At 42.6% G+C, this 26,986-nt stretch carries 17 protein-coding genes; 9 read left to right on the top strand and 8 right to left on the bottom strand.

Going from position 1 to position 26,986, the window contains the following annotated elements; all coding sequences use genetic code 11:
• Position 1: 1 nt before the first annotated feature.
• The 3 genes from E0F88_RS20170 to E0F88_RS20160 all read right to left on the bottom strand — a co-directional run bounded on the left by E0F88_RS20170 (position 2) and on the right by E0F88_RS20160 (position 5,548).
• The gene (locus E0F88_RS20170) at positions 2-3,403 is read right to left on the bottom strand and encodes a TonB-dependent receptor (RefSeq protein ID WP_131960078.1); all 3,402 of its coding nucleotides are present in this window, start codon (positions 3,401-3,403) and stop codon (positions 2-4) included.
• A gap of 293 nt (positions 3,404-3,696) precedes the next feature.
• Positions 3,697-4,821 (bottom strand): FecR family protein, encoded by a 1,125-nt coding sequence (locus E0F88_RS20165; protein ID WP_131960077.1) that lies wholly within the window; start codon positions 4,819-4,821, stop codon positions 3,697-3,699.
• A 118-nt stretch (positions 4,822-4,939) separates the two neighbouring features.
• Positions 4,940-5,548, bottom strand: a complete 609-nt coding sequence (locus E0F88_RS20160; protein ID WP_131960076.1) for an RNA polymerase sigma factor — start codon at positions 5,546-5,548, stop codon at positions 4,940-4,942.
• 261 nt (positions 5,549-5,809) lie between these two features.
• On the opposite strand from E0F88_RS20160, the gene clpB reads away from it, so the two are divergent.
• From clpB to E0F88_RS20135, 5 genes are all read left to right on the top strand, one after another.
• Positions 5,810-8,413, top strand: coding sequence for an ATP-dependent chaperone ClpB (gene clpB, locus E0F88_RS20155; protein WP_131960075.1), 2,604 nt, complete (start codon positions 5,810-5,812; stop codon positions 8,411-8,413).
• Between the two features lie 208 nt (positions 8,414-8,621).
• Positions 8,622-9,176 (top strand): type 1 glutamine amidotransferase domain-containing protein, encoded by a 555-nt coding sequence (locus tag E0F88_RS20150; RefSeq protein WP_131960074.1) that lies wholly within the window; start codon positions 8,622-8,624, stop codon positions 9,174-9,176.
• Between the two features lie 219 nt (positions 9,177-9,395).
• The gene (locus E0F88_RS20145; protein ID WP_131960073.1) at positions 9,396-10,895 is read left to right on the top strand and encodes an ATP-binding cassette domain-containing protein; all 1,500 of its coding nucleotides are present in this window, start codon (positions 9,396-9,398) and stop codon (positions 10,893-10,895) included.
• 12 nt (positions 10,896-10,907) lie between these two features.
• Positions 10,908-11,672, top strand: a complete 765-nt coding sequence (locus tag E0F88_RS20140; RefSeq protein WP_131960072.1) for a helix-turn-helix domain-containing protein — start codon at positions 10,908-10,910, stop codon at positions 11,670-11,672.
• A 66-nt stretch (positions 11,673-11,738) separates the two neighbouring features.
• Positions 11,739-12,125: a DUF1398 domain-containing protein gene (locus E0F88_RS20135; protein WP_131960071.1), complete on the top strand. Its 387-nt coding sequence runs from the start codon at positions 11,739-11,741 to the stop codon at positions 12,123-12,125.
• Here E0F88_RS20135 and tsaD read toward each other — a convergent pair.
• Positions 12,122-13,120 carry a tRNA (adenosine(37)-N6)-threonylcarbamoyltransferase complex transferase subunit TsaD gene (gene tsaD, locus E0F88_RS20130; RefSeq protein WP_131960070.1) on the bottom strand — a complete coding sequence of 333 codons (999 nt, stop codon included), beginning with the start codon at positions 13,118-13,120 and terminating at the stop codon, positions 12,122-12,124. The genes E0F88_RS20135 and tsaD overlap by 4 nt on opposite strands.
• A gap of 150 nt (positions 13,121-13,270) precedes the next feature.
• Between tsaD and E0F88_RS20125 the strand changes: the two genes are divergently transcribed.
• Positions 13,271-17,854 carry a translocation/assembly module TamB domain-containing protein gene (locus tag E0F88_RS20125; protein ID WP_131960069.1) on the top strand — a complete coding sequence of 1,528 codons (4,584 nt, stop codon included), beginning with the start codon at positions 13,271-13,273 and terminating at the stop codon, positions 17,852-17,854.
• Here the strand turns inward: E0F88_RS20125 and E0F88_RS20120 are convergent.
• Entirely contained in the window at positions 17,844-18,371 is a 528-nt protein-coding gene (locus E0F88_RS20120) for an acyl-CoA thioesterase (protein ID WP_131960068.1), read from the bottom strand. The genes E0F88_RS20125 and E0F88_RS20120 overlap by 11 nt on opposite strands.
• 80 nt (positions 18,372-18,451) lie before the next feature.
• Positions 18,452-18,844 (bottom strand): hypothetical protein, encoded by a 393-nt coding sequence (locus E0F88_RS20115; protein ID WP_229213841.1) that lies wholly within the window; start codon positions 18,842-18,844, stop codon positions 18,452-18,454.
• Between the two features lie 248 nt (positions 18,845-19,092).
• Here E0F88_RS20115 and E0F88_RS20110 point away from each other — a divergent pair, with 248 nt between their 5' ends.
• From E0F88_RS20110 to pafA (E0F88_RS20100), 3 genes are all read left to right on the top strand, one after another.
• On the top strand, positions 19,093-21,903 hold the full coding sequence (locus E0F88_RS20110) for a M16 family metallopeptidase (protein WP_131960067.1): 2,811 nt from the start codon (positions 19,093-19,095) through the stop codon (positions 21,901-21,903).
• Positions 21,904-22,092: 189 nt separating this feature from the next.
• Positions 22,093-23,760: an alkaline phosphatase PafA gene (pafA, locus tag E0F88_RS20105; protein WP_131960066.1), complete on the top strand. Its 1,668-nt coding sequence runs from the start codon at positions 22,093-22,095 to the stop codon at positions 23,758-23,760.
• Positions 23,761-23,808: 48 nt separating this feature from the next.
• A complete protein-coding gene (pafA, locus tag E0F88_RS20100; RefSeq protein WP_374756319.1) occupies positions 23,809-25,464 on the top strand; it encodes an alkaline phosphatase PafA in 1,656 nt (551 codons plus the stop codon).
• A gap of 74 nt (positions 25,465-25,538) precedes the next feature.
• Here the strand turns inward: pafA (E0F88_RS20100) and E0F88_RS20095 are convergent, their stop codons facing one another.
• A complete protein-coding gene (locus E0F88_RS20095) occupies positions 25,539-25,976 on the bottom strand; it encodes an NfeD family protein (protein ID WP_131960065.1) in 438 nt (145 codons plus the stop codon).
• 1 nt (position 25,977) lies between these two features.
• Positions 25,978-26,892 (bottom strand): SPFH domain-containing protein, encoded by a 915-nt coding sequence (locus E0F88_RS20090; protein WP_131960064.1) that lies wholly within the window; start codon positions 26,890-26,892, stop codon positions 25,978-25,980.
• Positions 26,893-26,986 lie beyond the last annotated feature (94 nt).

The following is a 26,986-nucleotide window of genomic DNA, read 5'->3' as shown; positions in this document are numbered from 1 at the left end:
TTTAAAATTTAACAGATGCTCCGAAAACGAAAGAAGTAGTGATCGGATAACCAAGTGAATTTTGCTCAGGATCCCATCCTTTTGGGAAATGATTAAGAGACAAAAGATCAGTCACAGTGCTGTACAACCGTATTCCCTGAATATGAATTTTGTCGGTTAACACTTTTGGTATGTTATAACCAAGGCTAATGTTTTTCAAGCGGAAATAAGCACCGTTAATCAGCCAGTAATCGGACATAGCATAATTGTTTGATGCAGAGGTATTAGAATAACGCGGATATGTTGCCGCTGCATTCTGCTCCACAGTATTATACTTACTCCAGGTATTACCATCAAGGATCGCAGGGAATGTACCGAAGTTTTCACGCAACGGCTGGATAATATCGGGACCAAGACGCGAGTTCTGCTTGGCAACGCCTTGAAGAACCAGTGCGAAATCCCAGTTTTTATAACCTACTGAAAAATTAGCACCAAACATTAGTCTAGGCAATGAACCACCCAGCAAAACACGATCATAGTCAGGAGAAATTTTACCATCAGGAGTACCATTTGGTCCGCTGACATCTTTATAGCGAATATCGCCCGGTTTCACATTAGCATTCAGCTTTGGCGATGCATCTACTTCACCCTGAGTTTGGTAAAGACCGTCGGATAGGTATCCGTACCATTCATTAAACTGACTTCCCTGGAATTTTACCTGGTTATCCAAAAATTCAGTACCACCCAGATCACCCATTTTTGATTTGAAATCGGAAAGGTTAAAAGATCCAGAATAACGGATATCACCTGCTTTATCGGACCAGCTAATTTGCGCTTCCCACCCATTTGTATACATTTTTCCTGTATTCTGATTTGGATTGTCGAAGCCTATGTAGTCAGGAATTTCAAGGGGAAGCAACATATCCTTGGTCGTTTTTTTGTAATAGTCTCCCGTAAAACGAAGTCGGTCGTTGAGAAAATTAACATCTATCCCAAAGTCATACGATTGCGTAGTTTCCCAGGAAATATCACGAATTGCGTATTGCCATTGAGCTGCTGACTGACCAGACACAACCGTGTTCCCCTGATAAAATAAAGAACTGTTTTCAAAATTAAGGATTGCCTGATATGGATAATTTCCTATCCGTTCATTTCCAAGTGATCCCCACGATGCGCGTAATTTGAATAACGACAACCACGACGCAGTTGGCTGCATGAAAGATTCATCTGATACCGTCCAACCTGCGGAAACTGACGGAAAGGAGCCCCATCTATAAGCACTGGCGAAGCGTGATGATGCATCATAACGAATGTTAGCCTGAAGCAAATATTTTCCTTTGAAGTTATACATGATACGTCCAAAATAAGAACGATAGGCATTTTCAAATGCGCTTCCACTATTATCACGGAATTCCAGAGGCCCAAGGTTTAGGTAAGGGTACGAGGTAAGTGTATACTGTCCGCGTGAAGCACCCATGAGTTCGTCAGAAGCCTTATAAAATTCATAACCACCAAGTATGTTGATGTTATGATCTCCAAGCTGTTTAGTATAGTTAGCCAAAAGCTGTGTAGTGTAACGATAATTGTCGTTACGCGATTCTGTCAACTTCGTCTCTGTTCCGCCTTCTATAAAACCTGAAACAGATGCAGGGTTGGCAAAAGAGGTATATGGAATCTTTTTATTAAAGACTTTCCCTTTATCAAAATTTAAAAATGGAGAAACAATTCCCGACAATTTCAATCCTTCGATGGGTGTAAAGTCAATACTCATTTTTCCGCCAACCTGATTATACCATGTGTTGTTGAAACCTCCGTTTTTAAGCGCGGCATAAATATTTGCACCATCTTTACCAGCTCCAATACGTCCATCAGACCATTCTGCGGCGTAAACCCTTGGCATCACCCCAATTTTATAAAGCGGGTCTACTGTTGGCTGCTTGGAAATGGTACGCTTGAAGTTAAAGTCAACACTTGCAGAAAGATATTTGTTGATTGTAATATCATTGTTGACTCTGGCAGTTATCCTCTCATAAGTACGGCCATCGTACAGCGCATCCGTTTTGTCATAACCCAATGATACACGAGACCGTAAAGTCTTGCCTGCACCGGAAATACTTAACAAATGTGTCCGGCGTGGCGCCGAGTTGTTAAGGACCAATTTTCTCCAGTCAGTATCAGGATACAAATCCGGATTATCTTTATTAAGCTGGGTGTAATTATCAATAACGTCTTTGGTATAAGTCGGATACTCGTTTGTACCATTGTTATTGTCATTCCATCTTAATTCGTTGGTTAACTGCATATACCGCTGTGCACTAACATAATCCGGCAAACGTGTTGCTTTTTCCAGACCATATTCAAAAGTATAGTCCATGTTTAACTGTCCGTTTTTCGCACGTTTGGTCGTAACCAAGATTACACCCGCAGCTGCTCTTGATCCGTAGATAGAAGCAGATGCCGCATCTTTTAAAACAGAAATGTTATCAACATCATTGGGATTAATGGAATTGATATCATCGACCGGTACTCCGTCAAGAATAATTAATGGGTTAGCCCCTGCATCTGTGATAGTAGTAACACCCCTTACACGGATGGTTGCAGTTGCACCCGGAGCACTGTTGCTTCTTGTAACCATCACACCTGGCATTGCACCCTGAAGTGCCTGGGAAATCTGCGTTGTTTTACGATTGGCAATCAAATCACCTGAAACTGTTGCCACCGCTCCGGTAAGGTCTTTTTTCTGCACTGTTCCATAACCTACGACCACAACCTCAGACAGCGATTTATCTTCAAGTCCCATTTTCACTTCCAGTACCGACTGACTGCCCAATACCAGTTCCTGTGTTTTGTAACCCACGAAACTGAAAACGATCGTAGCCTGTCCAACATTTGCGTCCGGTACATTAAGCTGAAAATCTCCTTCGGTATTGGTTATGGTACCGGTCTGCGTTCCTTTAATTACCACACTTACACCCGGCAAGCCTGTTCCTGTTTCGTCCAGCACTTTTCCTGAGATGTCTTTTTTCGGTGCAACGGCAGGCGGAGCAACTTCCGGCAGGTTTTCCTGTCTTCTCAGGATAATTATCTTGCCTGAAACTTCATACTGTAACCCAAGTGGTGTCAGAACGTTATCCAGTACTTCGTAAAGCGGTTTGTTCTGTGCAGAGATGGTTACCTTCCGGGCCGACTTGATCAGTTTTGAACTGAAAACAAACCGTATATCCACCTGTTTTTCCACCTGATTCAACACTTTTTTCACTTCACTTCCAGTGGCAGTAATCGATATCTTCTGGCTGAGCAGAGATTGCGCGCTGCCTTCACGTGCATAACCGGTCCCCATAAAAATAAGGGCAAACATGAGTTGTGTAGCTGTTATTCGCATCGTCCACAGTAATACCTTACGGTACTTTAAAGGTTTTTTCATAGATTTGATTGTTTTGTAAAATTGAAAAGTTGGCAAAACGCCCCCCGCTCCGAAAGGAGAAATGACGTCAATCATAGGGGACAATAATGGGAGTCGGTGATGCGGGAACATTGCCGGCTCTTTCTTTTTGCATTCAGTAATTTTTCCTGTTTCGTATAGATTTGAGGGTTTAGGTTAATTAATTGGGTTCTTTTTAATATTTGATTTTGTTAAAGGTTTAGGATTAATGGGTTATGAGTTTTAAAAAGTATTTACTGAATTTCAATTCTTAATTAATCATTCTTCATTCTCAACTAATTCCTACACCCCCGGCTGTGAATAATAATCTGCCCGTCGAGGACTTCATAACTTGCTTCCACAGCTTTACAGATAATCGAAAGCTTTTCATGAAGTGGCTGATTATCTAGTCTTGCAGTCAGCGGACAGCCGCTCAAAAGTTCTTCATCAAAAAGGATGTCAATACCATAGGCTTTACCAATGGAGGCGAAAGCTTCACTAGCTGGGGTATCTTCAAATTCGAAATGAGGAATCTGAGATTTTGGAACGATTATTTCCGGATTTTCAACCAGTGTTTTCACCATTCTGATCTGGTCACGCTCAAAAATAATTTTCTGGTTTGGAGACAGAATAACGCCTTCCAGCTCGCGACGGGTAATTTTTGCCTGTAAATCCGGATCCGATTTCGCAAAAACAGAAACACGCCCGGTTTTTACTTCTACCGTCACTTCTCTGGATCTTTCGTACGCTTTAATAATAAAGCTGGTACCCAGAACTTTGGTCACTAATTCATTAGCATATACCAGGAAAGGGTGATCCGGATCTTTTGCAATATCAAAAAAGGCCTCACCTTCCAAATAAACTTCTCTTTTAGCACCAGGAAATGTTTCCGGATAACGAAGGCTGCTTCCGGGTGTAAGCGTTATCGCGCTGTTATCCGCAAGCTGTATACGTAAAGGGACGTCTGTTTTATTTACTTTTTCAATTAGTTCAGTTCCGGCGAACAGTGGTTGGTCGATTGTGGAATTACCGGGCCTGTCGGCAAGCGACTGACCTCGATGAGACTGTAACCACCAGCCGGCAACGAGTAGTATTGCCACGGAGGCCGCAACCTGAAACCATATCGACCGGTAAATTCGTTTCGGACGATCTTCGTCTGTTTCTTCGATTCTTCGCTTTCTGGCTATTGCTAAGGTGTTTTGAACTGCAAGCCGTATTTCCTCATCTGACAAACGGGGTTCTTTGACATGAAGGGATAAAACAACCTCTCTTGCCTGACGAACCAGGGCCGAGGTTTCCGGATTTTCTGTAAGCCATTGGTTCCAGGCCAGGTCGCTTTCCCGCGTAGGTGACAAGATCCACTGCCGGAAAAAAGTGTCCCAGACAAAATCCTCAACTTTAAAATTTTTATACTGATCCATTCGGGTTTTCTGTATCTATACTACGATAGACAAAAATCCAGTTCAGATACCAATAAATTTTAAACTATTTCTAAAAAAAATATAAAAACACTGTTTTTGATATCATTATCAGGTATTTTTATATAAATAAATGAATTAAAAAAAGCGTAAGGAATTCGGCTTTCCAATGTTTTTGAAGCTGTTTGATGGCGATCTGAAGAAGATTTGAAACTGTTTGCGGCGAAACGTCCATGATCTCGGAGATCTGATTTCTTTCCAGCTCCTGAAAAAATTTAAGATAAATAACTTCTTTCTGCCTGCGGGGAAGTTCGTCCAGTAATTTTTGAAGTTTACCTGTTAACACCAGCGTAGATTCATGCTCAATATACTCCTGTTCCACCGAAAATTCGATTTCAAAAGTCCCTTCCTGGTTTTCAAAAGGCTCGTCAAGCAATCGCGACTGAGACGTCATACTTCTGTGCATGAGCCTGCGCAGGGAAGCCATCATGTAGGGTTTTACAGCAATATCAGTGCTTAAATTATTTCGCTTTTCCCAAAGAATTAAAAACAGATCCTGAATCGAATCCTTGACAAACTCCTTATCCCGTGAAAATTTGCTGCCATAATGAAAAAGTGCGCGGAAATGGGAAGACATCAGCTGATCAAAAGCGCTCTCTTCCCCAGCGATAAAACGCTGCCATATCATTGTATCGTCGGAAGCATCAAAACGATGTAAAGATAGGTTCATAAGGCTGAGGCAAAATTCGGATCAAAAATAAAAGAAATCAATCTATAAATTACAATAGTTTTTTATAAAATTATTATAACAAAACAGATACCTTTCTATTTATACCAATTCGCACGGACCAGCCGCTTTTGTACTGTGCAACCGGACATTATGACACATTAAAAGCATAATTTTGAAATTTTCGGTCAAAATTTCCGATTATTGATTCTGGTACGTCCTTTTTGCTATTAGCTAAAAACGAATCAACAAAACATTAACGCCATGAACTTTAACCAATATACCATCAAGGCGCAGGAAATAATACAGCATGCTGCTCAAATGGCCCAAGGCAACCAGCAGCAGGCAATTGAAACCGGCCATGTGCTAAAATCGATACTGGAAGAGGATCCAAACACTTCGCTTTTTATCCTTAACCAGCTGAATATAAGTCCTGAAATATTAAATACACGTCTTCAGAAAATTCTGGACGGATATCCGCGGGTGAGCGGAGGACAGCCTTATCTTGGAAATGACATGGCTGCTGCAAGCGGAAAGGCACAAAATTATCTTAAGGAATTCGGAGACGAATTCATTAGCATTGAATTGTTGCTGCTTGGAATTTTGGCAGGAAAAGATTCTACGGCAACAGTATTAAAGGAAGTGGGTTTTAAAGAAAAAGACCTGATTAACGCCATTAAAGAACTAAGAGGAAAAAACAACCCCGTGAAAGATCAAAATGCAGAAGCAAAGTATCGGTCTCTGGAACGATACAGCAAAAATTTGAATGAGCTGGCCAAAGCCGGAAAAATTGATCCTGTGATTGGCCGGGATGAAGAAATACGACGCGTTCTTCAGATATTAAGCAGGCGAACCAAAAATAATCCGATCCTTTTGGGAGAACCGGGTGTTGGTAAAACTGCGATCGTTGAAGGACTTGCACAGCGGATTGTGCAGGGAGATGTTCCTGAAAACCTCAAATCCAAAACGATTGTATCGCTGGATATGGGACTTCTGATTGCGGGAGCGAAATATAAAGGTGAGTTTGAGGAACGTCTGAAAGCAGTTATTAAAGAAGTAACGGATGCCGAAGGAGAGATTATACTCTTCATTGACGAGATTCATACTTTGATTGGTGCAGGTGGTGGCGGTGAAAGTGCGATGGATGCAGCCAACCTGCTGAAACCTGCCTTGGCGCGAGGAGAACTTCATGCGATCGGTGCTACAACACTGAAAGAATATCAGAAATACATGGAAAAGGATAAGGCTTTGGAACGTCGTTTTCAGGCTGTTATGGTAGACGAACCGAACATTCCGGACGCCATCAGTATCCTTCGCGGTATCAAAGAAAAATATGAATTACACCATGGTGTAAGGATTCAGGATGATGCGGTAATTGCCGCCGTAGAGCTTTCCAACCGTTACATCAGCGACCGTTTCCTGCCGGACAAAGCCATTGACTTAATGGATGAGGCTGCTTCGAAGTTACGTTTGGAAATGGACAGTGTTCCGGAAGAGCTCGATGAGCTCAACAGGAAAATCATGCAGCTGGAAATCGAACGTGAAGCAATCCGACGTGAGAACAATAAAGACAAAGAAACGATCCTTAATAAAGAAATTGCCGACCTGAGCGAAAGCAGAAATGCACTGAAAGCGCAATGGGAAAATGAAAAAGGCAAAGTAAATGAAGTCCGGGTTTTGAAAGAACAATCTGAACAGCTTCGCCTGGAAGCCGAACAGGCAGAGCGTGCCGGCGATTTCGGAAAAGTTGCTGAAATAAGATACGCCAGAATTCCGGAAGCACAGGCGAAACTGGAAGAATTGCAAAAATCTGGAAATGCTGAAAGCCTGATGCAGGAAGAAATTGGTCCGGAAGAAATTGCGGAAGTTGTCGCCAAATGGACTGGTATTCCGGTAAGTAAAATGCTACAAAGCGATCGGGAGAAACTTTTGCAGCTGGAAGAACATTTACATCAGCGCGTAGCCGGGCAAAATGAAGCAATAGAAGTTGTTTCTGATGCAGTACGTCGCAGCCGTGCCGGATTACAGGATCAGAAAAGACCAATTGGTAGTTTCCTGTTTCTTGGACCAACCGGTGTTGGTAAAACTGAACTTGCAAAAACCCTGGCAGAATATCTCTTTAATGACGAGAATGCCATGGTGCGTATAGATATGAGTGAATACCAGGAACGCCATGCAGTAAGCAGGCTGGTGGGAGCGCCTCCGGGATATGTAGGATATGATGAAGGCGGACAGCTAACCGAAGCCGTACGTAGAAAACCATACAGTGTGATTCTTTTGGATGAGATTGAAAAGGCGCATCCGGACGTTTGGAACATTCTTCTTCAGGTTTTAGACGAAGGACGTTTGACAGATAATAAAGGACGGGTTGCGAACTTTAAAAATACGATCATCATCATGACTTCCAACATCGGAAGCCACATTATCCAGGAGAAATTTGCAGAGGATGAAGGGTGGAACCATACGCTGATATTGGAAGAAGCAAAAACAGCTGTTCTTGATCTTCTGAAAGCATCGGTAAGACCAGAATTCCTGAACAGGATTGATGAGATTGTTCTTTTTGAACCTTTGTCAATGAAAAACATTCGCAAGATTGTGGACATTCAGTTTAAAGGAATTCAGAAGATGCTTCTCGAACAGGGAATTACATTAGATGCAACGGATGAAGCGCTGACCAAACTTGGAGAAGATGGGTTTGATCCTGCCTTTGGTGCCCGCCCCTTAAAAAGAGTTTTACAGCGCCGGATTTTGAACGAACTTTCAAAAGGAATTCTGAGCGGAATCGTTGCGAAGGATTCGGTAATCATGATGGAGCTGAACGCAAAGGGTGATCTGATATTTGAAAACGTGGGGAGCGTAGAGATTTAATCTTGATATTATGCTAAAACAGGAGCCGCTTCATGGTAGCTCCTGTTTTTTTATGGCTGATCCCCAAGTCATTCCACAGTTACACAGTTGTGGCTTGCGTGCTACAACTTAGTAATAAAAGATATTAAACATAGGAACAAATAGAAATGGCATGATTTTTGTACAATTATTTAAGAAAATAATCTAACCCACATTCAACCGTATTCACATGGAACAAACATCAAATTCATTCAGGGTTGCCATACTGGTTGCAGATGGGTTTGAACAGGTGGAAATGACTTGCCCCAGAAAAGTACTAAATCAAAATGGTGCAACTACGCATGTTATTTCGCCGAATAAGGATTTAGTAAAAGGCTGGAACCGGGTAGACTGGGGACATGACCACAAAGTAGATGTACCTCTGAACATGGCGCGGCCGGAATATTACGACGCGTTAATTCTACCAGGGGGTGTTATGAGCGTAGATGCATTGCGGACAAACCGTATAGCAATTGCCTTTGTAAGATCTTTTTTTAATTCGGGCAAGGCTGTGGCGGCAATTTGCCATGGACCGCAATTGCTGATTAATGCAGATGTTGCAATCGGAAGAAAATTAACTTCGTTTGCTTCTATTCAGCTTGATCTCGAAAACGCAGGAGCTATTTGGATAAACAAAAATGTGGTTGTGGACAACAGCCTGATCACAAGCCGGAACGCGGATGACCTCCCGGCATTCACGAGTCAGATTTTAAAAGAATTTAATCTCAAGGTACAGCATATCTGATAATTACATTTATTTTACATACAACAATAGCATACTTAAAAGTGATACCGCACCCGATAAAAATCTAATGTAGATCACCCCTTTATTAAGTAAGCGTGAGAGGCGTTCCGGAAACGGGACGCTTTTTCTTTTACATTCCGGGCAAAGTTTTAATCTTTGCTACCTTAAAGTTTACATCCGGTCAAGTATGCCGGATTATTAATTGATCCTGATTTCTGCATGGCTGTTTTATCTCTTGAAAATGTTTTCGTCCGTAAATATGATTCCGTTGTCCTTTCTGATGTTTCCTGGTTCGTTGAACCTGGGCAAAACTGGGCGATAATTGGCCAGAACGGTTCCGGAAAAACCATATTGCTGGACATCATCGCCGGCAAATGGCCTGTCTGGAAAGGAAAAGTTCAGTACAACGACAGCCGCCCGTTACGGGAATTTATCGAACTGGTTTCAAATGATTATTCATTCAACAGAATTGTAAGTGCCGGAGCCGAATATTACCAACAGCGCTTCCATGCATACGAAGCAGAACGGGCTCCAACCTTACGGGCCATTTTAACCGACCAGCTAAAACCGGTAGGTACGATCGATGACAATTCCGTTCAGCTTCCACCTTCAAAAATCAAAACAGAAAACCTGGAACGGATCACTAGCCTGCTTTCCCTGACACATTTGCTGGATCACCCTTTCGTAACACTTTCTAACGGTGAAACCCGCAGAATGTTACTGGCTAAGTCTTTGCTTAAAAACCCGAAAGTATTATTGCTCGACAACGCTTTCAGCGGGTTGGATGTACATTCCAGAGAAGTCCTGCGAAACGCCCTTGGCGAACTTTCGGCCACCGGAGTTACAGTCATCATGGCCACAACTTCCACCGAAATTCCCCTCTGCATCACACACGTACTGGAACTGAACGCAGGGCAAATCGAACGCACATCGCTCATACAGGATTTTCGAAAACAGGAAACAGTTCCGCACAGCTTGCCAAAACCGGAAGCGGCCAAACTTCTTCATTTCGGACAGCCTGTTTTTACAGATTTTGGAAACGCCCTTAATCTGAGGAATATAAATGTAAAATATGGAGAAGAGCAAATTTTGAGGGGTGTTAGCTGGAAAATAAAAAAGGGTGAAAAATGGGCGTTGTCAGGCGCAAACGGATCAGGAAAATCTACCTTACTAAGCATCATTACTGCCGATAACCCACAGCGTTTTGCCAATGATTTTGATCTTTTCGATAAAAAGCGCGGTGGCGTTGGTGCTTCCATCTGGGACATCAAACAACAGATCGGCCATGTTTCGCCGGAACTTCACTTATATTTTCCAAGAAACACAACCGTTTTCAAAACCATCGCATCCGGTTTCTTTGACGCAACAGGTGTTTTTTTCAAAAAGCTTACAGATATTCAAATTGAAAGAGTACACGAAGTAGCAGAGCTGCTGCATGTTCATGACCTGATTGAAAAGGATTTCTCCCAATTATCAAAAGGTCAACAGCGCCTGGTTTTGCTGGCGCGGGCTTTGGTAAAAAATCCGCCTCTGCTGATCCTCGACGAACCCTGCCAGGGACTTGATACCGAAGCGATTGAGTATTTCAAATCGGTCGTCGACGCGATTTGCGAATCCCGGCAAAGAACGTTAATTTATGTTTCGCACTATCCACACGAAATTCCTTCCTGTGTGACTCATTTTTTTAAACTGGAAAAAGGAAAGGTTGTAAACCAGTAAACGGCAGGCTTTATGAGGTTCGAAATGCATCTCCCGTCTGAAATTCTAAAATCCTACGTACAGGCATTTGCGATTCAGGAAAATGCAAATGAAAGCACATATAAAGTGCTGCCTGGCACCAGTCTGGTAATTGGTTTCCAGTTTAAAGGGAAGCTGTCTTATCTTGAAAACGGCCACGAGATTCCGCTTGAAACTTTCGGAATTACCGGATTGCAAAATAGTTACCGTATTTTTAAAAATACCCCGGAAACAGGTACCGTTCTCGTATTTTTTAAAGAAGGTGGTGCGGCGGCCTTTTTTAAAAACCCCCTCCATGAGCTTTTTCGTGAAAGTGTATCGCTGGATAATTTTATGCTCCGCTCCGAACTTCTTTTGTTGGAAGAACGGCTGTGTGAAGCAAGTACCGACCAGAAAAAAATTGGGGTAGTAGAACAATTCCTCATTGCGCGAATGAACCCAGGCAGTACCGACCAACTGGTAGTTGCCGCACTTTCCATCATTCACAAAAATAAAGGCACTATCAGGATCAAAGACTTAGCCGATCAGCTACATATTAGCCAAAGCCCCCTCGAAAAACGTTTTCGCCAGGCGGTGGGTGCCTCGCCAAAAAAATTTGCTTCCATCGTGAGGCTAAAAAACGTCATCGAACAACAGCGGGAAATTGAAACGCTTACCCGCCTGGGCTATGAAGCAGGCTATTACGACCAAGCCCATTTTATTAAAGAATTCAGGACCTTCACCGGAGAACCGCCTGAAAAATATTTCAAAAAAAAATAAAACGATTTTTTACAATTGAGACAATCTCTGAAGTGCCAGATTTGCATAAATTTAAAAACAGCAGTTATGTTCACGATCAACCAAATCAGAGAAGCACATGCGAAGGTGAAAAGCGGAGCGGATTTTCCCGGTTATGTGCAGGAAATCAAAAACCTTGGCGTCCTGAGTTACGATACTTTTGTATCCGACGGCCACACAACTTACAAAGACAGAAACGGCACTTCGACAGAATCAGAAGCAAAATATGCTAACCTGCAGATAGCACCGCTCAGTGACATAAAAACACTCAAGCATTGTCTCAAAATACACCAGCAGGGACAAACGGATTACATGACCTTTGGCAAGCAGGCCGCTGAATCTGGTGTAGAAAAATGGACGGTCGATACAGCCAGTATGACATGCGTCTATTTCGACCTGGCCGGAAATAAAATGCTTCTGGAAACGATTTCCTAAAACTCCATTCTTGCGGCCGGACTAACCGTCTGGTCGCAAAAATCTTCATTTAAAAATTTGTAATGCGCTGCCATGGCAATCATCGCCGCATTGTCGGTACAATATTCAAATTCAGGGATATAAACCTTCCAACCCAGCGTCTCTCCAAGTTCCAGCAATGTTGTCCGTAATCCTGAATTGGCAGAAACACCTCCGGCAATGGCTATTTCTCTAATTCCTGTTTCCCTCGCCGCTTTTTTTAATTTTTTCAAAAGAATATTAACCAGCGTAAACTGGATACTGGCGCAGATGTCTTTTAGATTTTCAGTAATAAAATTGGGATTGGCACGAACCTGTTTTTGAAGAAAATACATGAACGAGGTTTTGATTCCACTGAAAGAAAAATCAAATCCTGACATTTCAGGTAAAGGAAAAGAGTAGGCAAGCGGATTTCCTTCCTTGGCATATTTGTCGATAAGCGGACCGCCCGGATAAGGTAAATCGAGCAGTTTGGCGGTCTTATCAAACGCCTCTCCCACCGCGTCATCTTTTGTTTCCCCAATAATCTCCATTTCCGCCGGACTGATTACCTTAACGATTTGTGTATGTCCGCCACTAACTGTAAGACAAAGAAATGGAAATGCCGGTTTTGGATCTGAGATAAAATGAGCCAGAACATGCGCCTGCATGTGATTTACGTCAATCAAAGGAAGGTCAAGCCCAAGTGCCATCGACTTTGCGAAGGACGTTCCGACCAGTAATGCACCCAATAATCCGGGTCCTTTTGTGAATGCAATGGCATCCAGGTCTTTTTTTGTTACTTTTGCATCATTCAATGCCTTATCCACCACAGGCAGAATGTGTTGCTGGTGCGCACGTGATGCAAGCTCGGGAACAACACCTCCGTATTGTGTGTGAATAAGCTGTGTGGAAACAACATTGGAGCGAATTTCTCCGTTAGTGATAACGGCTGCTGAGGTTTCGTCACAGGACGATTCGATGGCAAGAATGTTCATACATTTTGAAAATATTCGCAAAAATAGTCAATTAAGAACGATTAATTTCCAGAGCTCAACTCCATTCAGAAATGTGGTGGCACAAAACTCCTGGCAAATTAAGATCCGATACTTACAAAACGATACTTTGTATCTGCTGAGAAGCTATATATGTTACAATTCCTGAAGGTAGTCATCAACAGCTTTGTAGTGGTCCTGATCTTCGCGCTGCTTGCGCTGGGGATTGCTACAATCGCCCTTCAGATTCCTTCTGTACAAACTTTCGCTGTCCAGACTGCCGCCGGAAAAATTTCGAAAGCGATGGGTTATCCCCTTAGTCTTGAACGCGTTAACATTAAATGGTTCGATGTTGTTTCCCTGGAAGGTGTGTCTGTTAAAGATACCAGCCGGCAGCAGATGATCGATGTGGACCGTATCGATGTAAATCTCAATCTGAGTGAAATTATTGAAAACTCCTCCAGGGTTATACATCTGGATGAAGTCAATGTATATCAGCCCAATGTGCATCTAAGGGTTGTTCCTGAAACCGGCGATCTGAATATTGACGGATTTATTAATAAAATCAACGAACTGACCGCTCCCAAAGTCAGACGGCCTGCCAACGCACCGGAAAATAATACCCCTTTTACTATCGGCAAATCTCGAATTACGGATGGCACTTTTAGCTACGACGATCCGCGCCAGGCAAAAAGAAAAGGTGCCCGTATCTTCGACTACTCGCATTTTACGCTAAATCAGCTGAACGGGGATCTGAAAGACTTTCTTGTTCAGGGAGATACCATTTCTTTTTTGGGAAGAAATTTAAAAATGGTGGACAAACAGACAGGGCTGAATGTAAAAGATCTGGATACCCGTTTTTTGTTTTGCCAGAAAAAAATGGAGCTTAAAGAGCTCGACGCGCACATCGGCGATTCCCACTTGAAAGATGAAATTTCCTTTTTTTACAACCGTTCCGGTGAGCTGGGCGATTTTAATCATAAGGTTTACCTAAAAGGACATTTGGTTGGAAGTGAAATCAGCTCGAAAGACCTGGGACTGTTTTCTGAATATGTCGACGATCTGAACGAAACATGGCGAATCTCAGGAAATTTCAATGGAAAGGTTGATGACTTTGTGCTGTCGGATACGGATCTGTTTTTTGGGAAAAATAGTCGTTTGCTGGGTGATATTGGTTTTAAGGGTTTACCAAAAATTGAAGGCTGTATCATGGACATCCGGCTTTCGCTTTCAAAAGTGGAACCGGCTGACATTGTTCAGTATTATCCTGAATGGGACAAACATCCCGACCTGGCGAAGTTCGGACTCACGCTTCTTGACGGAACTTTCAAAGGAACACTGGAAGATTTTGCTGTTGATGCAGACGTTTCATCTGCACTGGGAAAGCTTTCCGGAGATCTTGTATTTCACATTGCAGATGCAAAAACAACAACTTATTCAGGAGAGGTCACCACAACGGATTTTGAACTTGGCACTTTGCTGGATGATGAGGACAACTGGCAAAAGCTTGATTTTGCAGGTAAAATTTTCGGAAAGGGACTCGAACTGAAATTCGCATCTACCAATATGGATGCGCTCGTAACCAGGGTTGGTTTCAGGAACTACAATTACCGTAATATTAAGCTGAAAGGAAATATTCAGAACCAGTATTTTAATGGTCACGTAGCTGCAAAAGATTCAAATCTGGTTGTAAATCTGAACGGTGAATTTGATCTATCCCGGCCAAAAAACTTCTTTGATGTACGGGGAGTTATTGAAAAAGCCAATTTACAGGCGCTGGGTTTTATTAAGGATTCTATCACGCTGCGTACGGAACTTGATGTGAAAGTTGCCGGTAACACCATTGATGAACTAACCGGTGATGCCAAATTATTAAATACATATCTGGTAACTACCAAAACAGAAAGAAACCTGGTGATTGACACACTGGTCCTTTCCTCTGTCCAGAATCTTGATAAACGTACTTTAAAACTTGAAAGTGAATTCCTTACCGCCAGGGTTCAGGGCGATTTTTTGCCAACCGTTGCCTGGAAAGATCTCAGCAAAGTTTTAGAGGAATATAAATTGTATTTCCTGGATAACGAGAAAAACCGCCAGGAATACTATGCCAACAAACCAATCCAGCAGATTAACAATAAATATCAGATTGACTATGAACTGGAAACAAGAAACCTATCCCGTTTCCTGGCATTTATAAGTCCGGACATCTATGTTTCAAAAGGAGCAAAAGCTGAAGGTTTTTTCAAGATGGATAATACCTCTTTTTTAACCTTAACAGCTTCTGCAGACACACTTAAATACGGAACAAACCAGTTTATAACTTCGGAAGTTGATATTACAACTTCCAAATTCGTGAATAGCGCCGAAGTCCTCGCATCTGCCCTGGTTACTTCCGAACAGCAAAAAATGAGCGCTCTGGTTCCTACGGAAAAACTGGAAATTGAAGGAGCCTGGGATGTAGATCATATTGATTTTAACGGAGGCATCCGCCAGATCAGCAGCACCAACCGGGCAAACCTGGGAGGTGAAATCCGCTTTTTGCCGGCTGGCCTGGACATCAGTTTCAAAAATTCAAAGCTGAATCTTCTTGATGAAGAATGGAACGTTCCCTCTGAAAGTCTGATTTCCATTGTAGGCTCCAACGTCAACTTTACAAATCTTGGCTTGATAAGCGGAAGACAACGCCTGACAGTCAACGGCGTTCTTTCAAACGACCCAAGTCAGAGTCTGATCCTGGATATCAGGAATTTTAGACTAGGTACACTCAATACAGTATTAAATACCCAAATTGCCGGAATCATGGATGGAACGGCAAAGGTAAAAGATGCATACAACAACGTTGTTCTTGATGCCAGTTTTAATGTGGAAAGTTTGGGTTATGCGCAATATGAGTTTGGGAATTTCGCAGGAACCGGAGAATGGGATACACAGACGAGCCAGCTTGAAATTGATGCCCAGCTTAGCAAAAATGCAAAGAGAGTTTTTAATCTGACAGGGGGTTACCGCCCAAAACTTGCAGCTAATACACTAAATCTGAAAGCAGTTTTTAACCAAATCGATTTTAAGGCAATTGAACCATTTGCCGAAGGTTTGGTTTCTGACGTAAGCGGGAAAGCGCAGGGAACCGTAACAATTAAAGGAACGGTCAATGCGCCTGTTCTGGAAGGTTCTCTTGCGGTGGAACAGGGAAAAATGAAATTCGATTATCTGCAATCGGTTTTTACATTTAATGATAAAATTACTTTTAGTGAAAGTGAAATAAGCGGAAACAATATTTTACTTACCGATCAGGACGGCAACACAGCTACACTTCGCGGCGGTGTTTTTCATGAAGGTTTTAAATATTTCACTTTAGGTTTTAATGCCGATCTCAGAAACTTCAAAATATTAAACACGGCTGCAAAGGATAACGACGTTTTTTATGGAACCGCCTACGTTACAGGTCCGGTTGCGGTTTTTGGTTCCATCGATAATCTTAATATTGAAGCAAACGTCACCAGCAACAAAGGAACGCGTATTCATATTCCGCTGGATGGCGCAACGGAGGTTGTTACACAGGATTATATCCAGTTTGTAAGCCAGATGCCCGCAAAGGATAGTACTGAAACTGCATCGGGCGAAGAAGCAAAAAGGCTGGTTTCGGGAGGGATAAAAATGGATTTTAACTTTAACCTGACGCCCGATGCAGCCTGCGAAATTATTTTCGACCGGCAAACTGGCGACATAATCAGAGCCAACGGAAACGGAAGGTTAAACCTGAACATCGATACAAAAGGTGACTTTACGATGACCGGGACTTATGAAATCGATAAGGGCGATTACAACTTTACATTACAAAACGTCATCAATAAAAAGTTTAACATCAAACCCGGAAGCAGGATTGTATGGTCCGGAGACCCTTACGGTGCCATGCTGGATGTGAAAGCCGGTTATACCCAACTGGTTTCACTGATGGGCGTTTTACCAAACACTACGGATTCTGAAAAAGACAAGGAAATTTTGTCGAGACGTTACCCCGTTGAAGTTACCATTGGCTTATCCGACAGGCTTATGGCTCCGCAGATCCGCTATGATCTTAAAATACTCGACAATCCTTCTTTGAATAATTTACGCGGACAGCTTGAAGCTTTTCAAAACAAACTAAAATCCGATGAGCAGGAATTAAGCCGTCAGGTGAGCAGCTTGCTGGTTATCAATCAACTTCTGCCTGAAAGCAGCAGTACGGCAAGCAGCACGTCCATTCTGGGTAACAGCATCAGCGAACTTGTTTCCAATCAGATCAGCCGATGGGCATCAGGCATAAATGAAAACCTTGAGGTGGGTGTTTCGGGACTTTCACTTGATCAGAATGCACTTAACAATTTACAGCTGCGTTTCTCCTATCGTTTTCTCAACGACCGTTTCAGGGTAACCCGGGATGGCCGGATCAGTTCCGGTACAACAGGCACGACTACGCAATACGACGCAGCAAGTTTACTGGGCGAATGGACCCTGGAATATTGGCTCAATCCAAAAGGTTCGGTGCGGGTGAAGGCCTATAACCGTAACATTCAAAGTCCTTTTTCTTTGAGTAATACCGTTACGACCGGAGGCATGAGCGTACAGTTTACGCATAGTTTCAACCGCTTTGTTCCAATACCGAAACCGGTTGTTAACATCCCATACATTCCAATGGATTCCACAACGCGCGATTCTCTGGACAAAAAGTTACTTTCCAGAAAAGACCTCAACCGTTAATCCCGGCTGACAATTCCTGTTTGATTGCGTGAATACGGCTGTTAAATTCAAGATTAGGAAAATCAAGATCGGGCACGCAGGTCGCGGTGAGATAATCCATGACTTCTTTCGGATGTGGTGTTCTTTTGCCCGTGGTGATGCTGATATGCTTTGAGGTTGTCCAAAGCAATGTTTTTAATTCTGTATGCTGATCATTGGTCATAAAATATTCGGTGACCATGGTATCTTCATTGTAATAAATCACGCGTGAAGTGATCCTCACCCATTCACTGATCAGCGCAGGACGCACATAGGCAATTTGATGCTGGTATACCACCCAGCTCGTACGCAACTCCCTGAACATGGCTTCGTAACTAAATCCGTAAAGCTTGGAAACCTGATCTTCGCGCGCATTGAAAAAGTATTCAAAATATTTTGAATTATTCAGATGCATCAAAGGATCACAATCCTGAAACCGGATGATCACCCTTGATTCCGCCTCAACCGGCATGTCAGATAAGTTGGCTGTAAAAAGCATTTTTTTGTATAATAATTTTGTTTGATTGATATCTGTTCTACACAAAAACAACCTAACTTTTAAACAGTTTAAACTAATTCTTACTCTCCCCGATAACGCACAGCAAGTCCGCTTAACATATATCCTTCACTTTTTACCGAGGCGTAATACTGATATTTTACGTGAATGATCGCATCCGCCCCAATTTTTTGTGCTTTAAGTACAAGCCGGGCAGTCAGCAGTTCCTTTGTGCTGGCATCATTACCACGAAACATCATACGCTTGTTCTGTGTCTGCTTTGCGCTAAGTGTATCTTCATTACTGATTTCAACCATACCAATTTCAGAATAGGGACGCTCCAGAGGCTGGTTATCATACAAAACCTCTATCGGATATTTGGCACCGGTAGAGATTGGAAGACCGCTGGAACAGCCGAGAAAAACACCGAATGACAGGAAAAATATAATCCGGCTAATTTTTTTTAAACTAATCATGATAAACGTTTTAGAATCTTAAATAAAACTGAGAACAGATTTATTCAATTTGGAAGAAAATAAAGGTAAATATAGGTATAGCAATCCATACAATACTTAGCAGACCGAGTGTTGCACCAACACCGCAAATTAAAAATTTCAATTGTTATAACAATAGTTTACCGTTTATCATGAAGTGGTTGTTTACTTAAAATATCTCTTCTATTTTCATGCTATAATTTGCCATATCCCACCTTAATTTATTTAGAATGATCATCAGGTCTAAAAAAACAAAAAAGGGTCACATTGCAGTCGTTGCCAGCGTGCTGTTATCCGCCCTTCTTACCAGCCCTTCATTTGCACAGGAACTTCCCAAAGGAGTAAAAAAAGTCACTTCTGTTGAAGGAATCACCGAATACAATCTGGACAATGGTTTAAAAGTCCTGATGTTTCCTGATCCTTCGAAGCCAACTATTACGGTTAACATGACCTACCTGGTAGGTTCAAGACATGAAGGTTACGGCGAAACAGGAATGGCCCATTTACTGGAACACATGGTTTTTAAAGGAACTCCCAAGCACCCGAATGTTCCCGCAGAACTTACTTCACACGGTGCAAGGCCAAATGGCACAACCTGGTATGACAGAACCAACTATTTCGAAACTTTCTCTGCAACGGATGAAAACCTGAAATGGGCACTGGATCTGGAATCAGACAGAATGGTAAATTCCTTCATTGCCAAAAAAGATCTGGACAGTGAGTTCAGTGTGGTACGTAATGAATTTGAATCAGGCGAAAACAGTCCTTTCAGCGTTTTGATGGAAAGGGTTTTATCAGGATCTTTTTTATGGCACAACTACGGAAAATCAACGATCGGCAACCGGTCTGATATTGAAAACGTTCCTATTGAAAACTTACAGGCTTTTTATAAAAAATACTATCAACCCGATAACGCGGTGCTGACAGTTGCCGGAAAAATAGATGAGGCAAAAACAATCGTTTTGGTTAATGAATATTTCGGAAAACTTACAAAACCAACACGTGTTATTCAAAAATCCTATACCGTTGAGCCAACCCAGGACGGAGAACGTTTCGTAGAATTAAAGAGAACCGGGGACGTACAAATGGTTATGGCTGCGTATCACATTGCCCCTGGCTCCCATGCCGACTATCCTGCTACGGAAGTACTAACAGAAGTGCTTACTTCGGAGCCTAACGGAAAACTTTACAAAAATCTCGTAAACACGAAAAAAGCGTCCTCACAATTCGGTTTCAGCTTTCAGTTATTTGATCCGGGCGTTGTTTTGTTTGGTGCCGAAATTTTGAAAGAAAAATCACTTGATGAGGCTCGCAAGGCTTTTACAGCAACGCTTGATTCGGCTGCAACTGCTAAACCTTCCGCGGAAGAAGTTGAACGTGCTAAAACCAATCTGCTAAAAAACTGGGATCTTGAATTCCGTAATTCTGAACGTATCGGATTGAATATCAGCGAATCCATCGCAACCGGAGACTGGCGGCTTGCGTTTCTTCACAGAGATAACGTCCGTAAGGTTACTCCCGAAGATGTATACCGTGTAGCACAAGCGTATTTCAAGCCGTCGAACCGTACACTAGGAACATTTATTCCTGAATCAAATCCTCAGCGTGCAGAAATTCCTTCTGCTCCGAATGTGGCAGATCTTGTAAAAAATTACAAAGGAGAAGCTGTGGTAGCAGAAGGCGAGGCGTTTGACCCGTCTCCTGCAAACATTGAAACCCGCACCGTTCGTGCTGAAAAGCCAAACACCATTGAAACGGCACTTTTAACAAAGAAAACCCGTGGCAATGTCGTAGCCGCAAAAATCACACTTCGTTATGGTGACGAAAAAAGTCTGATGAACAAGGCTACAATTTCTGACCTGACAGGATCAATGCTTGATAAAGGAACAAAAACAAAAACCCGTCAGCAATTAAAAGATGAACTTGATAAGCTGAAGGCAAGGGTATTTTTCTTTGGAGCAAGCAATACCGCCGGAGCAAATATTGAAACAACGAGAGAAAACCTGCCTGCTGTACTTAAGCTGGTAGCGGATGTTTTGAAAAATCCTGCATTTGATGAAAATGAATTTGAAAAACTAAAACAGGAAGAACTTGCCGGAATCGAGTCGCAGCGCAGCGAGCCGCAGGCAATTGCTTTTAACCAGTACCGCCGGATCGTAAGTCCGTATCCAAAAGGAGACATTCGTTATGTTGAAACTTTTGATGAAAGTGTAGCCAGCGTAAAAGCAGCCACAATTGATCAGCTGAAACAATTCCACAAAGATTTTTATGGTGCCAACAATGCCTCAGCAACAGTGGTGGGTGATTTTGATCAGGCACAGGTTCAGAAAATACTTAACACGGAGTTCGGAACATGGAAAAGCGCCAAAGCATTCACCCGTGTTGCTTCACCCTACCAGGTCGTAAAAGCAGAAAACAAATCGTTTGAAACACCAGATAAGGCAAACTCCATGTTTGTAGCCGGAATGGCAATGCCCGTTCAAGACACTGATCCTGATTATCCTGCACTAATTTTAGGTAATTATATGTTAGGCGGCGGGTTTTTAAATTCACGTCTTGCAACACGTATCCGTCAGAAAGAAGGTTTGAGCTATGGCGTTGGTTCGCAGTTTTCCGCCAGTTCGCTGGATAAAAACGGATCGTTTATGTCTTATGCGATTTATGCTCCTCAGAATGCTGAAAAATTGGAAGCTGCATTTAAAGAGGAAATTGATAAAGTATTGAAAGAAGGATTTACAGCAGACGAAATTAAGGCTGCAAAATCAGGTTATCTGCAATCCAGACAGGTAGGAAGAGCGCAGGATGCTTCGCTTGCAAATACCCTGACCAATAACCTTTACTTAAACCGCACCATGCAGTGGGATGCTGATTTCGAAAAAAATCTTGAAGCGCTCACTCCCGAAAAAATCAAGGCTGCCATGCAAAAGCATATTGATTATTCAAAACTAAGCATTATCAAAGCAGGAGATTTTGCCAAAGGAAAAGCGGGAGCCGCTGCTGAAAAAGCACCGGGATCCCTGGGAGGAAGTGAAAAGAAATAGTTGACGTTAAAATTTGAAAGCCGGGTTGCAGCAAATGCAATCCGGCTTTCTGCGTTTAGTGGTAGTCCATCTTCGGGTTTGAATGGTATTCTTTTAAGCTGACATTAAAATTCGATTAGAAAAACGCTTAAATTCAGCGCTGCGAGAAGTTCTTCCCTTATATTTATCTTTTTCATTTATTCCTAAACTATGAAACGAACGTTCCGGTCCTTTCTGAATTTTAGTCTGTTATGCCTCATTACTATACCTGCGGTAACAGGACAGGCCACGGTTAAAAGCACAACATCTGCACTTGCAAGACCAAAGCTTGTGGTTGGTATTGTAGTTGACCAAATGCGGTATGATTATCTATATCGCTACTACGATAAATACAAGGAAGGCGGTTTGAAAAGGCTGATGAACGATGGTTTTAACTGCCGCAACAATCACTACCATTACGCATTAACGGTTACCGCAGCCGGGCATTCGGCCGTTTACACAGGAGCTCTTCCGGCAGTAAATGGAATTGTCGGAAATGACTGGTTTGACAAATCGACCGTAGCTAATGTGTATTGCACAGACGACATAACTGTAGCAACGGTTGGAAGTTCAAATGTGACCGTTGGGAAAATGTCGCCAAAAAATCTGCTAACCAGCACCGTAACTGATCAGCTTAGAATCGCTACAAATTTCAGATCCAAAACCATTGGTGTAGCGATTAAAGACAGGGCTTCTATTCTTCCCGCAGGTCATGCAGCAAGTGGGGCTTACTGGTTTGATTCTAAAACCGGAAATTTTGTAACCAGCACGTATTATACCAACGAACTTCCAAAATGGGTGCAGGATTATAACAACAAAAAAATGCCGGGTGAGTTTGCAAAAAGAGGATGGAAAACACTTTTACCAATTGAACAGTATACTCAAAGTTCTCCTGATGATGTTAATTGGGAAGGAAAAATATCCGGCGAACCTAAATCTGTCTTTCCTCATGAACTGATTGGTACTGCAGGAGATGCGTTTACTGTAGTAACGACTTCTCCATGGGGAAATACGATGACAAAAGAAATGGCGATCGCAGCGATTAAAGGTGAGAATATGGGAAAAGGTGCGGATACCGATTTTCTTGCAGTTAGCTTTTCAACACCTGACCGGATCGGACATGCATTCGGCCCAAATTCTGTTGAACAGGAAGATAACTACCTAAAACTGGATATGGAGTTTGCTGAACTTTTCAATTTTCTGGATTCGTGGACAGGAAAAGGCAACTACACCGTTTTCCTTACCGCCGATCACGGAGCGATGGATGTGCCTGCGTTCTGGCAGGAACATAAATTACCCGCCGGTTTGATGAGCCCGACAACACTGACCAGAAATATTGTGAAATCACTTAACGATGCTTTTGGAGAAGGAGAATATGTTCAGGCTTTTGAGAATTACCAGATTTATCTCAATAATGCGCTTTTAAAAGAAAAGAAAGTCACGGTGGCAGATGCCTATCAGGTTTTGCGTACTGCTTTGTTGCCGATGCAGGGTGTAGCTGATGTTTTAAATCTGAAAAATATCGGAGAAGCCCCTCTGAATACATATCAATTGGAAATGTATAAAAACAACATCAATGCAAAACGGAGCGGCGACATCCAGGTGATTGTGCAGCCAGGCTGGTTTGCTGCCTCCTATGCTACCGGGACCGATCACGGGACACCTTATAACTATGACACCCATGTTCCGTTTTTGTTATATGGCTGGGGAGTTAATAAAGGTGAAACCTTAAGACGCACAACCATTGCGGATATTGCTCCTACGATCTCTGCCTTACTGCACATTTTACCTCCAAGTGGAAATGTTGGAAATCCGGTAGAAGAGGCGTTAAAAAAGTAGATTTTCGTTCCTGAACCATTTTATATTAGTAAATCAAATTATTGACTTGTGAAAAAAATATCCTTCCTGGCTCTGGGTCTTTTTGTGATGTTTTCTGCCAATGCGCAGACTGCAAAAAAGGCTCCTGCCAAATCCACAGCCCTTGCCCGCCCAAAACTCGTTGTTGGTATTGTAGTCGACCAGATGCGCTATGATTATCTTTACCGCTATTATGATCAATATGTGGAAGGTGGTTTCAAACGTATGATGAATGAAGGTTTCAACTGCCGCAACAACCATTACAGTTATGGAATAACCGTAACAGCAGCTGGTCATGCTTCAATTTATACAGGATCCGTACCGGCTATTAATGGTATTGTTGGCAACGACTGGCATGATAACATTACCGGAAAAGGTGTTTACTGTGTTGAAGACAGCTCTGTAACTACCGTTGGAAGCACCAATACAAGTGTGGGAAAAATGTCACCGCGTAATTTGCTAACAAGCACTGTGACAGACCAGCTAAGGATCGCCACCAACTTTCGTTCAAAAACAATCGGTGTTGCCATAAAGGACCGTGGCTCCATTTTACCGGCCGGACATACCGCAAACGGTTCCTACTGGTTTGATTCAAAAACCGGAAACTGGGTAACAAGCACCTATTATATGAATGACCTGCCACAATGGGCGAAGGATTACAATGCGAAGAAAATGCCGGCTGAATATATGAAAAAAGGCTGGCAGCTGTTATTACCGGCAGATCAGTATAACCAAAGCTCTCCGGATGATGTGGCCTGGGAAGGTAAACTTTATGGCGCTACCAAACCGGTTTTCCCTTATGAGCTCGTAGGAGTTGCCGGTGATGCATTTGGCACTGTAACCAATACACCCTGGGGTAACACGCTTACCAAGGAAATGGCGATTGCAGCCGTGAAAGGTGAAAATCTGGGTAAAGGAAAAGATACCGATTTTCTTGCCATCAGTTTTTCTTCACCTGATAAAATCGGACACAGCGTAGGACCTAATGCCGTGGAGCAGCAGGACGATTTTCTTCGTCTGGATCGTGAATTTGCCGATCTTTTTAACTTTCTGGATGGCTGGGTTGGAAAAGGTGAATACACTGTTTTCCTTACCGCTGATCATGGCGTCGTAGACGTTCCGGGATTTGCAAAAGAACACAAATTACCTTCCGGCCTTGTGCAAAGAAAATTAGTGACCGACGCCGTAACCGTTGCTCTTAACGAAGCTTTTGGAACAGAAAAATATATTGTTGCTACCGATAATAACCAGCTCTATTTTGATCATGTTTTACTAAAAAAGAAAAAGCTTACTGTTGCTGCTGCAGCAGAAGTTATTCGCGAAGCTGTTTTAAAAGTGCCGGGAGTTGCAGACATTCTGGATTTAACCAACATGGGAAAAGCACCGCTGAATACGTATCAGCTTGAACTGTTCAAGAATAATGTTCATGCCAAACGCAGCGGCGATATTCAGATCATTACCCAGCCGGGCTGGTTTTATGGTGGTTCAACCGGTACTTCGCATGGCACGCCTTACAACTACGACACCCAGGTTCCTTTCGTGATGTTCGGATGGGGAATTAATAAAGGTGAAACGTTAAAAAGGACTTCTGTTTCCGATATCGCACCAACTATTGCTTCTTTGCTTCACATTTTGCCGGGAAGCGGTAACATCGGAAATGCAGTTCAGGAGGCTTTGAAGAAGTAAATTTCTAGATAACGAAAACAGCCGGCCCGAATTAATTTTCGGCCGGCTGTTTCTATTAATTTAAAATATTTAAATCAGGATTCTTCAACAATCAATACAATTCCATCCGTTCTGATGATGACCACTTTGCTTCCTGCAATAATCAAAGAGCTGTTTAAAGAAGTAGCCTTCCATTCTGCCCCCCGGTAGTATATTTTACCTTCTCCATTTGAGGGAATATCCCTGATCACCAATGCCGTTTCTCCTACGAACTCGTTGTATTCATGTTGTTTTCCTCTGTTGTCAAGAAGCCGGCGAGCATGTTTTCTTAAAATTAATAATGATAGAAGAGAAATAACCGAAAAGGCAATCAACTGCATTTCAGGACTTGATAAAATACCGACGCTAGCCAGCAAGGCTGTAAGAAGAGCACCAATAGCAAAAAATATAAATACCAGTAAAACACTTACCAGTTCTGCTAGAAGCATGATCAGCCCTACAATAAGCCATATTTGGGGAAGCGACAAATCCATATTATTTTTTTACTTCAGAGGATTTAACAACAGTCAAAGCGGTGGCAATCAACCCACCCATATCAGCGAGATTTGCAGGCAGAATCAATGTATTACCTGCCTTTGCCAGTTTTCCGAATTGTTCAATATAACTTTCTGCAACCTTAAGTTGAACAGCCTCGGCTCCGCCCTGCAACTGAATGGCTTCCGCAATGACCCTGATACTATCCGCAGTAGCCTCCGCAACAGATTTTATCGCTGAAGCTTCACCCTGCGCTTCATTGATCTGACGTAAACGCAAACCTTCCGATTCCAGAACTGCCTTTTGTTTTTGACCTTCGGCAACATTTATCGCCGCCTGTTTCTCTCCATCTGACTGCAAAATAACAGCCCTCCGTTCCCTTTCTGCCTGCATCTGCTTTTCCATGGCAATAAGCACGCTCGAAGGCGGAGTGATATTCTTAATTTCATAACGAAGAACTTTCACACCCCACCCGATTGCAGCTTCGTCTATACTTTCTACAACCGCGCGGTTAATCGTCATGCGTTCTTCAAATGTTTTGTCAAGATCGAGTTTTCCTATTTCGCTCCTCATGGTTGTCTGAGCAAGTTGAATTACGGCGAAAGAATAATCAGCAATACCGTAAGCTGCTTTTTTAGGATCTATAACCTGAATAAAAATGACGCCGTCCATGCGTACCTGCACATTGTCACGGGTTATACATATCTGCTCAGGAATATCCAAAGCGGTTTCTTTCAGAGTATATTTATAAGCAATCCGGTCGAAAAAAGGAATGATGAAATTAATTCCGGGCTGAAGCACACCATAGAATTTCCCAAGCCTTTCCATAATGTAGGCTGTTTGCTGCGGGATTACTTTTACAGTCATCAAAACGGTGAGCACAACCAAAACAAGAAGTACAATTAATGCGGTCATAGATTTAGCCAGGTTAGATGGTATGCGAAAATAACCATATACGCCCTGGTTTCCTATGGATGTAGTACCAACGAGCAGGAGTGACGCTCATCGG

The organism is Dyadobacter psychrotolerans, assembly GCF_004349265.1.
Taxonomy (GTDB): domain Bacteria; phylum Bacteroidota; class Bacteroidia; order Cytophagales; family Spirosomataceae; genus Dyadobacter; species Dyadobacter psychrotolerans.
This window is presented reverse-complemented; position numbering and strand designations above follow the sequence as displayed.

What these genes read in the sequence shown, in the direction of transcription:
- E0F88_RS20170 (WP_131960078.1), bottom strand. Translation starts at nt 3,403, where the DNA reads ATGAAAAAACCTTTAAAGTACCGTAAGGTATTACTGTGGACGATGCGA.
- E0F88_RS20165 (WP_131960077.1), bottom strand. Translation starts at nt 4,821, where the DNA reads ATGGATCAGTATAAAAATTTTAAAGTTGAGGATTTTGTCTGGGACACT.
- E0F88_RS20160 (WP_131960076.1), bottom strand. Translation starts at nt 5,548, where the DNA reads ATGAACCTATCTTTACATCGTTTTGATGCTTCCGACGATACAATGATA.
- clpB (WP_131960075.1), top strand. Translation starts at nt 5,810, where the DNA reads ATGAACTTTAACCAATATACCATCAAGGCGCAGGAAATAATACAGCAT.
- E0F88_RS20150 (WP_131960074.1), top strand. Translation starts at nt 8,622, where the DNA reads ATGGAACAAACATCAAATTCATTCAGGGTTGCCATACTGGTTGCAGAT.
- E0F88_RS20145 (WP_131960073.1), top strand. Translation starts at nt 9,396, where the DNA reads ATGGCTGTTTTATCTCTTGAAAATGTTTTCGTCCGTAAATATGATTCC.
- E0F88_RS20140 (WP_131960072.1), top strand. Translation starts at nt 10,908, where the DNA reads ATGAGGTTCGAAATGCATCTCCCGTCTGAAATTCTAAAATCCTACGTA.
- E0F88_RS20135 (WP_131960071.1), top strand. Translation starts at nt 11,739, where the DNA reads ATGTTCACGATCAACCAAATCAGAGAAGCACATGCGAAGGTGAAAAGC.
- tsaD (WP_131960070.1), bottom strand. Translation starts at nt 13,120, where the DNA reads ATGAACATTCTTGCCATCGAATCGTCCTGTGACGAAACCTCAGCAGCC.
- E0F88_RS20125 (WP_131960069.1), top strand. Translation starts at nt 13,271, where the DNA reads ATGTTACAATTCCTGAAGGTAGTCATCAACAGCTTTGTAGTGGTCCTG.
- E0F88_RS20120 (WP_131960068.1), bottom strand. Translation starts at nt 18,371, where the DNA reads ATGCTTTTTACAGCCAACTTATCTGACATGCCGGTTGAGGCGGAATCA.
- E0F88_RS20115 (WP_229213841.1), bottom strand. Translation starts at nt 18,844, where the DNA reads ATGATTAGTTTAAAAAAAATTAGCCGGATTATATTTTTCCTGTCATTC.
- E0F88_RS20110 (WP_131960067.1), top strand. Translation starts at nt 19,093, where the DNA reads ATGATCATCAGGTCTAAAAAAACAAAAAAGGGTCACATTGCAGTCGTT.
- pafA (WP_131960066.1), top strand. Translation starts at nt 22,093, where the DNA reads ATGAAACGAACGTTCCGGTCCTTTCTGAATTTTAGTCTGTTATGCCTC.
- E0F88_RS20095 (WP_131960065.1), bottom strand. Translation starts at nt 25,976, where the DNA reads ATGGATTTGTCGCTTCCCCAAATATGGCTTATTGTAGGGCTGATCATG.
- E0F88_RS20090 (WP_131960064.1), bottom strand. Translation starts at nt 26,892, where the DNA reads ATGACCGCATTAATTGTACTTCTTGTTTTGGTTGTGCTCACCGTTTTG.